This window comes from Microcystis sp. LE18-22.4A, assembly GCF_027531105.1.
Taxonomy (GTDB): Bacteria; Cyanobacteriota; Cyanobacteriia; order Cyanobacteriales; family Microcystaceae; genus Microcystis; species Microcystis aeruginosa.
Genome location: NZ_JAPZRB010000211.1, coordinates 1 through 8,023, shown reverse-complemented (window position 1 = coordinate 8,023; position 8,023 = coordinate 1). Strand labels below are relative to the sequence as shown.

The following is an 8,023-nucleotide window of genomic DNA, read 5'->3' as shown; positions in this document are numbered from 1 at the left end:
TTGAGCGCATTGCCAGAAACAATATAAATCATAATTTAAGTCATTAATCCAATAGGTTTTTATTTGTTGTCCAAAGAGTTGCTTAACAGCAAAAAACACAGAACCACCACCAAAAAAAGGTTCTCGATATTCCCTAATATTCACAGGAATTTGCGGCAGAATTTGCTTAATTGCCCGGGATTTACCACCAGGATAGCGCAAGGGACTTTTAATTTTTGACATTAGATTTACTAATTGAGGCTGCGCCGATTTGACGAGGCAAAAGTTCTGCAATTTTAGAGAGCGTTATTGAACCAGCTATACCGTCAGGTATTCCCAATCGATTTTCAAATTGAAATTTCTCAACCGCTTGGGCTAACTCGGGAGTAAAAACTTGATCTATGTTCCCGTGATAGTAGCCAAGTTGGCCTAACATATCTTTAAGTTCCTTGATTCCAACACCTTCGCTCTTGAGATGATTGTAAGTCAGAGATTCCTGTGTTGCTAATTTTGCTTGAGGATTCATCTTCGCAAGTACGTTGACAGTCCAAGAATCATAATTTTGTTGCCGGATTTCGCGAGCTTGCTGTGAAAGTGATGACTCATTTTGTTGAATCCTATCCAGTGTCTGCAATAATTTATTGTCCAGTTTTTCTACTTTTTCATCAATTTTTTGTATTTCTTTTTTGACCTCATTCATAGCAATTTCGATACCACTACTGCCAACCTTGATAGTCTTTATATAAACTACCACTTCTTCAAGATATGGAATTATTGCTGATACAAGTGCAGCATAGAACCAGTATATAGCTTGAGTTTTAATAGCAGTCTCAGGTATGACAAACAAGCTATGGTAACAAACTATTAGAGCAAAGACAGAAAAAGCAATACTAACAATAGAAATACTTACGCGGCGCATGGTTGATTTTTTCAGAATGTAGAATTATTTACATTGTATGACTACTGGTATTTTTAAATCAATGAAGCTAAAACACCCATGATCGATTATATTAACTATCTACTTAACTGTTGGTTTGCGGAATTTGGAGGGAGAAGGAAAATATTCTACTCGTTCATTTTTCAGAGCTTGTGCCATAAAATCGCGCCAAATGGGAGCGGCAAAACCACCGCCGGTGATACCTTTACCTAAAGTGCGGTTTCGGTCATCTCCAATCCAAACTGCGGTGGCTAATTGGGGAACATAACCAACAAACCAGACATTTTTCTCGTTATCGGTAGTACCGGTTTTTCCCGCTGCTGGACGACCGATTTGGGCCGAAGTGGCTGTTCCCCCTTGAATAACTCCCTGTAGGACAGAATTGAGAGAAGCGGTGGCCCAGGGGTCTAAAACTAGCTTCGGTTTGGGTGTATTATCGAGCATGACGTTACCGCGGCTATCAGTAACACGCATGATAAAGGTAGGCTTAGAATGCCAGCCATTACTGGCAAAAGTAGCGTAGGCCCCCGCCATTTCCAGAGGAGTCACATCCACGGATCCCAAAGGTAAAGAGGTGACGGCAATTAAAGGACTCTCGAAACCCAACAGACGACAGACTTCAATGACTTTATTTATCCCGACGCGACGACCGAGAACAACTGCGGGAATATTCAGAGACTGCATCAGAGCGCTACGCAGGGAAACCGGACCAGAAAAGCCGCCACCGTAGTTTTTTGGGCTATAGAAGCCGCCGGCCTCGCGAAAACGTACGGGAGCATCATTAATCACCGTTTCGGGGGTAAAACGACCACTAGCGAAGGCAGTATAATAGACGAAAGGTTTAAAAGCTGACCCCGGTTGACGACGGGATTGGATGGCGCGGTTTAATTGACTTTTATTGTAATCAACGCCACCGACGAGCGCCTTGACGAAATGGGTGCGGGGATCCACTGCGACTAGAGAAATTTGTAGGTCTTTGGTACGAATACCGCGACCACGCAAGCTATTATAGGCCCGTTGGATGGTAGACTCGGCCATGTTTTGAAAGTCGAGATCGATCGTGGTTTGAATCCGCATTCCCCCTTTCGTTAGGGTTTCCTTGCCAAATTTTTGCCGCAATTCTGCCACCACTGCATCGGTAACGTAGGGTAATTTACTTTCTTGCCAAGCGGTGGGTTTACCCAGTTTCAGAGGTTCCTTTAAAGCGGCCTCTTCCTGTGCTGGGGTAATCCAACCTAAGCTACGCATCCGACTGAGAACCAGTGCCTGTCTTTCCTTGGCGGTTTTATAATTATTAAAAGGACTATAAACTTCCGGCGCTTGGATTAATCCAGCCATCATCGCCGATTCTGCTAAATTTAACTCGGAGGCGGGTTTATTAAAATAACTTTTAGCGGCGGTTTGCACTCCGTAATTATTATGACCCCAATAGATATTATTGAGGTACATTTCCAGAATGTCATTTTTGCTAAAAACCTGTTCCACTCGTACTGCCAGGACCGCCTCGGCTAATTTACGGCTAACGGTGCGCTGATGGGAGAGAAAAATATTTTTGACTAACTGCATGGTGATAGTAGATGCACCTTCCACCACACCGCCACTTTTCCAGTTAGCCACTACTGCCCGGCCGATACTATTAGGATTAATACCACGATGATGATAAAAATGGCTATCTTCGATCGCCATCACGGCGCGTTTCAGATTGGGAGATATCTGATCGAGTTCCACCACTTCCCGATTCGCTTCTCCGTGTAAGCTGGTCAGGGGTCTGCCTTTAACATCGTAGATATAACTGGTTTCCGTGGGGACGTAACCCCGTAAAATCCTCACATCGGGTAGATTGCGGTAACTAATCGCCAATCCTACCACAGCCCCAGTCACCACGGCCGTGGATACCATCAACAGGCCGAGAACAGTCCCCCCTGCGACTCTGGAGACTCCTTGGAAAAAGCTATCCGAGTCACTACTAGGTTTCTGCTCTTTGTCTTGATTGCCGAGGGTACTGGTGGACACGATGGTTACAATTTCCTTTTTCCAAGAGGGGACTGATCGATTAAACTGGCTTGAAAGTCTATTGTAAAGGTTTTGTTAAAAAATCGAATACTAGCTTACAGCAATTATGGCCGATCTGGCTCTAGTTTCGATCGGTCATGACAGCGCGATTCGGGGCAGCATAGTTAGGTATCAGCGACAAAATAGGGTATCGCGGGTATTTCTGCCAGTTATGGGGTTAGTTCCTGTGGCTATCTCACAAAGATATTTTTCCACATCGGAGCGAATAATTGCATCGGTAAAATCGGCCCCGTCGATAATTGCACCTTTGATTAAAATGTTAGTGGCAAAAGCTCCTTCGAGAACGGCATTGGTAAAGTTGGCTCTGGTTAAACGGGCCGATTCTAAATCCACATTTCTCATATTGGCATCGCTAAAGTCGGCCCCCTCCAAGTTGGCAGAAAAAAAGCGTACTCCTTCCAGATTGGCATGACTGAAGTTACTACCGCGCAGATTAGAGTGATCGAAGGTGGAATCGCGCAAATCCTGCCCCGCAAAGTCGTTATCGGTCAAATTGCGGTTATTATAACTTAGCGCTTGGGCCGGAGCCCAGGAGAATAATAATACTAATATACTAGCAAACAAGGTTAGTAGAGTTTTGCGAGAAAATTGCGCCATATTGCCCCCTGATTGATCAACCTTTTCTATAATAAGCTGTACTGCATTTAAACCGCCTATCGGTAATTTTAGTACAAATGCTCGAACTAGCCGCTTCCCTATACCTTTGAAACAGGATTTATGATCATTACCCTGCACTCGTTGAGTTGACAATTATCCCCGGATTTACCAAGAGCGATCGATCTGCTAGATTTTTGATGTTGGATATGTTAGACAGGTATGGCTGGTCATAGTAAATGGGCAAATATTAAACGACAAAAAGCCCGGGTTGACGCCAAAAAAGGGCAAACTTTCACCCAGTTATCCCGGGCCATTATCGTGGCTACCCGTAACGGTATTCCGGATCCGGCGGGCAATTTTCAGCTACGCACGGCGATCGAAAAAGCCAAGGCGGCCGGTATTCCCAATGACAATATCGAAAGAGCGATCGCCAAAGGGGCGGGAACTTGGGAAAATGACTCGGCTTTTGAGGAAATTCGCTACGAGGGTTATGGTCCCGGGGGTGTGGCGATCCTGATCGAAGCACTGACCGATAATCGCAATCGCACGGCGGCGGCTCTGCGGGCTGCTTTTAGCAAAAATGGCGGTAATTTAGGCGAAACAGGCTGTGTGGGCTGGATGTTTGACCATAAGGGGGTAATTCGCCTTGAGGGAACTATTGATGAGGATAAGCTTTTAGAAGCTTCCCTAGTGGGCCAGGCCCAATCCTACGAGTTTTTTGACAGTGAGGAGGAAGGTCAAGGGGCAGAAGTTTTTACTGAGGTGTCTAACCTGGAGAGATTGAATAAGGTTCTGCAAGCAGCGGGATTTAAGGTCAAAGAAGCAGAATTACGCTGGATTCCCACTAATACCCTAGAAGTGAGCGATCGAGAACAGGCCCGTTTTTTATTCAAGTTAATCGACACCCTAGAATCCCTCGATGATGTGCAATCGGTGACGGCTAATTTTGATTTAGTCGAGGAATTGATGTTAGTGGGTCTGTGATCCTAAATTCCTAGGCAGTGATCCCCGCTCCCTTGACTGTTGCCTTTTGCCTCTTGCCTTCAGAAGCTGATTACTGCTCACTGATTACTGCTCACTGTTTACTGTTTACTGTTTACTGCTCACTGCTCACTGATTCTGGGCCCGATCAAGAAATAATCTGTCCCCAAAATCCCGTAAAAATTCGGGTTCCGTCTTTGAGAATATGAATTTCCACTTGATCTGATGCCCAATTAATCTGATCTTCCAGAGCGGGATTGAGGACGTGAATCCGTTGATTGCTAGAAGAAACGGGAGAATCGGGGGAATGAATAGCCAGGGATTCCACATAGGCCCCATCCACCAAAATATCTAACTGGGCCAATAATTCTTGAGAGTGGGGCGGTGCTTGGGTTGAGCGCAATTGTTCGATCGTCAATCCCGTGAAGGACATCACATTTAAGCCTTTTTCCTTAACATATTTAGCTAATTCTGTCAAGGCTTTTGCTTGCCAAAAAGGTTCACCTCCGGAGAAAGTTAGGCCACTATTGCGGGGATTAGCCAAAATTTTGGCTGCTAGAGACTCAACAGTAATTAATTGATTGATCTTAAAGGGCCAGGAAGCTTGATTAAAACAACCCCGACACTCGCGAGAACAACCCTGTACCCAGACCACCGCCCGACAGCCGGGGCCGTTAACGGCGGATTCATCCACATAGCCCATGATATTGAGATGATGGGCGGGAATTTGCGCTAATTCGGCAGCAATAGTCAGACTCATCGCTTATAATCCTCGATCGATTCCTATCTTTTTCATGCTAGGGAAAAAACGGCAAAAATCGATCGCTCTGGCCATGATTTGTTAACCTTTGACACACATCACCTGCTTGAGAGTGGCGACAATTTCCACTAGATCCGCCTGTTGATTCATCACCTGTTGGATGGGTTTATAAGCTCCCGGAATCTCATCAATAACGCCCTCATCTTTGCGGCATTCAACCCCTTGGGTTTGGGCGATTAAATCATCAAGAGTAAAGGTTTTTTTAGCCAGATTTCTCGACATCAAGCGCCCGGCCCCGTGGGAACAGGAACAGAAGCTATTATGTTCTCCTTTGCCTTTGACAATATAAGATTGCGCTCCCATGGAACCGGGGATAATACCATAATCGGTTTCTCTGGCGCGGACGGCTCCTTTTCGGGTGACATAAACCTCCTCCCCAAAATGAATTTCTTTTTCGGCATAATTGTGATGACAATTAACTACTAAGAGGGGTTTAGTTGGTTTGCCTCCCGCTAGATGTTTTTCAACAATGCGTTTAAATCTAGCCATCATAATTTCCCGATTATAACGGGCATATTCCTGCGCCCATTGTAGGTCATGCCAGTAGGCGGCAAATTCTTCTGTACCGGCAACAAAGTAGGCCAGATCGAGGTCAGGTAATTTACATTCTGCTAGTTTTGCTAACTCTTTGGCCGTATCAATATGACATTGGGCCAGTTGATTACCAATACCTCTAGAACCGGAATGGAGCATTAACCAAACTTGATTGTCTGTATCTAAACAAATTTCGATAAAGTGATTACCACCCCCCAGAGAACCCATTTGTTTAAGGGCTTTTTTCTCTAGGTTCTGCACGCCTCGATGAATCTGTTTAAATTCAGCCCATTTTGGCCATTTAGTTACTTCCCGATCCACTTCTTTATTTTCAGCAAAACCGACGGGAATATTCGCCTCTACATCGAGGCGAATTTTTTTAAGTTTTCCCTGCAATTGTTCGCCAGTGAAAGGCATTTTTAGGGCAGCCATGCCGCAACCGATATCGACTCCGACGGCGGCAGGAATTACGGCATCTTTGGTGGCAATCACCGAACCGACTAAAGCACCTTTACCCAAGTGAACATCGGGCATTAAAGAAATGTGTTTATAAACAAAAGGTAGGGAAGCGACATTTTTGGCCATTTGGGTTTCTTGGGATCCTAATTCATGCCCCGCCCAAGATAAAATCGGTGTCGGTGTGGAAATATCCAGAGTTTCGTAAGCCATAGTTTTTAGGAAATAATCAGGTAAAAAGCCGATGTAACCAAGACAATAAGGCAATTTAGATTCTGCGATGAATTAGATAAATTGTTATCAGTGATCGTGTTTTAGCGCCAGAGGATAAGCTGTTGACTATCTAAATTACTCGTTCAGACTGCACCAGAGTTCTGAGCATTTGTACTAAAATTGTCAAGACGCAGTTTAAATGCAGTACAGCTTATTACCTATATTACATTATATACTACATTCGTGTTATCAACAAGTTCCCAGAAAGAGCAGGCATTGGGGAGCTTTTTTGCTGTGATCGGTAAACAGTAAGCTGTTCAGCATCTAAATAGCGTATAACAGAAACAGTAACTTAGTCAAAAAATTCAATGATGAGCAATCTTACTGATTTACTCGCACTTCCATTTGGCAAACCTTTAGCTGAGATCGATGCCACAATCCTTGAGAGTTTTGGGGATAATTGTTACAAAATAAATGATCAGATTTATTTATTAACAATGAGTATTGACAATATTCCTGTATATAGAGGTCTTGCTTGGGTAGTTTCTGAGCGGGCAGCCGCCTGGATTTTTACAGGTCGTTGGTCTGATGATGAAATCAAACTGCCGCCACCAGATATTCTTTTACCAATGTTTACTATAAAAGATTATCAAAGTGTTTGTGAATTTGGCCAGCAAGTAGATCCGAAAAACTTTGTTAATGATCTTCCAGGGCCGCGAAGAGTAAAATTTAGCGACTACACTTACTATTATCGCATGGTAGAACCCCGTCAATCGGATGATCCCATTGGTATCGAGATTGATCGCCGACCAGAACAGTATAGGCATTGGGTAAATTCTCCAGTCATTATTAATAGTTGGCAAAGAACGATAACTAAAACCTTTCTTGACTTTCAACAATGTTCTCTTAACAATTTAAGAGGAGGGGGAGTCAATACTGGTAGTCATCTTATTCAGTTGAGAAGTTTTGGCAAGCCTGATAATTATCGGGAATCTATTTTATCTGTTTTTAATCCACCTACTCTATGCTATTTTGATTTAGGCTTAGAATTTGTGCCTTCTGTAGATATGCGTTTGGCCTACATCTACATCTATTTACAACCTAACTGTAGCAGTTTATTTTCCGAGGAAACCCGTTCTTCTCCCTTTAGGGTTTTTTCTGGTGATCTTCTTTACGGAAATAGATTAATTAGTGCCTCTGAATTAGAGGATTTTCCTAGGTTAATTAACAGTTTTCAAGATAGCAGATTTAAACGATATGACACCGATACTTATATTCAAGAAATAAATGGAATCTAAGTACAGGACAAAAAGCTTGAAAAGTAGGCGGGAGTGGGGTTTTATGAGAAATAGCACTAATCTCGAAACCCCTATGAACCAGTATAATGCGTTGAAACAAGCTCTCAAACCTCATTTGCGATGGCACGGAGCAAG

General features: G+C 43.7%; 8 protein-coding genes. 2 read left to right on the top strand and 6 right to left on the bottom strand.

Translation table 11 applies throughout. The annotated features are described in order from the left end of the window. The 4 genes from O9295_RS09280 to O9295_RS09265 form a co-directional block, all read right to left on the bottom strand. Positions 1 to 222 (bottom strand): DNA adenine methylase (locus O9295_RS09280; RefSeq protein WP_288032762.1); only part of this gene is annotated, 222 nt, incomplete at its 3' end. Then, the gene (locus O9295_RS09275) at positions 209 to 898 is read right to left on the bottom strand and encodes a peptidoglycan-binding domain-containing protein (protein ID WP_190723239.1); all 690 of its coding nucleotides are present in this window, start codon (positions 896 to 898) and stop codon (positions 209 to 211) included. The genes O9295_RS09280 and O9295_RS09275, both read right to left, overlap by 14 nt. A 99-nt stretch (positions 899 to 997) precedes the next feature. Then, a complete protein-coding gene (locus O9295_RS09270; protein WP_288032761.1) occupies positions 998 to 2,929 on the bottom strand; it encodes a transglycosylase domain-containing protein in 1,932 nt (643 codons plus the stop codon). A gap of 171 nt (positions 2,930 to 3,100) precedes the next feature. Beyond that, a complete protein-coding gene (locus O9295_RS09265; protein ID WP_288032760.1) occupies positions 3,101 to 3,586 on the bottom strand; it encodes a pentapeptide repeat-containing protein in 486 nt (161 codons plus the stop codon). A gap of 219 nt (positions 3,587 to 3,805) precedes the next feature. Between O9295_RS09265 and O9295_RS09260 the strand changes: the two genes are divergently transcribed. Next, positions 3,806 to 4,570 carry a YebC/PmpR family DNA-binding transcriptional regulator gene (locus tag O9295_RS09260; RefSeq protein ID WP_288032759.1) on the top strand — a complete coding sequence of 255 codons (765 nt, stop codon included), beginning with the start codon at positions 3,806 to 3,808 and terminating at the stop codon, positions 4,568 to 4,570. A 145-nt stretch (positions 4,571 to 4,715) separates the two neighbouring features. Here O9295_RS09260 and O9295_RS09255 read toward each other — a convergent pair whose 3' ends face one another. Both O9295_RS09255 and O9295_RS09250 read right to left on the bottom strand, forming a co-directional pair. After that, the gene (locus O9295_RS09255; protein ID WP_288032758.1) at positions 4,716 to 5,327 is read right to left on the bottom strand and encodes a 4Fe-4S single cluster domain-containing protein; all 612 of its coding nucleotides are present in this window, start codon (positions 5,325 to 5,327) and stop codon (positions 4,716 to 4,718) included. An 81-nt stretch (positions 5,328 to 5,408) separates the two neighbouring features. Next, on the bottom strand, positions 5,409 to 6,590 hold the full coding sequence (locus O9295_RS09250; protein WP_288032757.1) for an RtcB family protein: 1,182 nt from the start codon (positions 6,588 to 6,590) through the stop codon (positions 5,409 to 5,411). A 371-nt stretch (positions 6,591 to 6,961) separates the two neighbouring features. Here O9295_RS09250 and O9295_RS09245 point away from each other — a divergent pair, with 371 nt between their 5' ends. Continuing rightward, a complete protein-coding gene (locus O9295_RS09245; protein ID WP_288032756.1) occupies positions 6,962 to 7,888 on the top strand; it encodes a hypothetical protein in 927 nt (308 codons plus the stop codon). The last annotated feature ends 135 nt before the right edge of the window (positions 7,889 to 8,023 follow it).

Coding starts and splice junctions, on each gene's coding strand:
- O9295_RS09275 (WP_190723239.1), bottom strand. CDS start 898: ATGCGCCGCGTAAGTATTTCTATTGTTAGTATTGCTTTTTCTGTCTTT.
- O9295_RS09265 (WP_288032760.1), bottom strand. CDS start 3,586: ATGGCGCAATTTTCTCGCAAAACTCTACTAACCTTGTTTGCTAGTATA.
- O9295_RS09260 (WP_288032759.1), top strand. CDS start 3,806: ATGGCTGGTCATAGTAAATGGGCAAATATTAAACGACAAAAAGCCCGG.
- O9295_RS09255 (WP_288032758.1), bottom strand. CDS start 5,327: ATGAGTCTGACTATTGCTGCCGAATTAGCGCAAATTCCCGCCCATCAT.
- O9295_RS09250 (WP_288032757.1), bottom strand. CDS start 6,590: ATGGCTTACGAAACTCTGGATATTTCCACACCGACACCGATTTTATCT.
- O9295_RS09245 (WP_288032756.1), top strand. CDS start 6,962: ATGAGCAATCTTACTGATTTACTCGCACTTCCATTTGGCAAACCTTTA.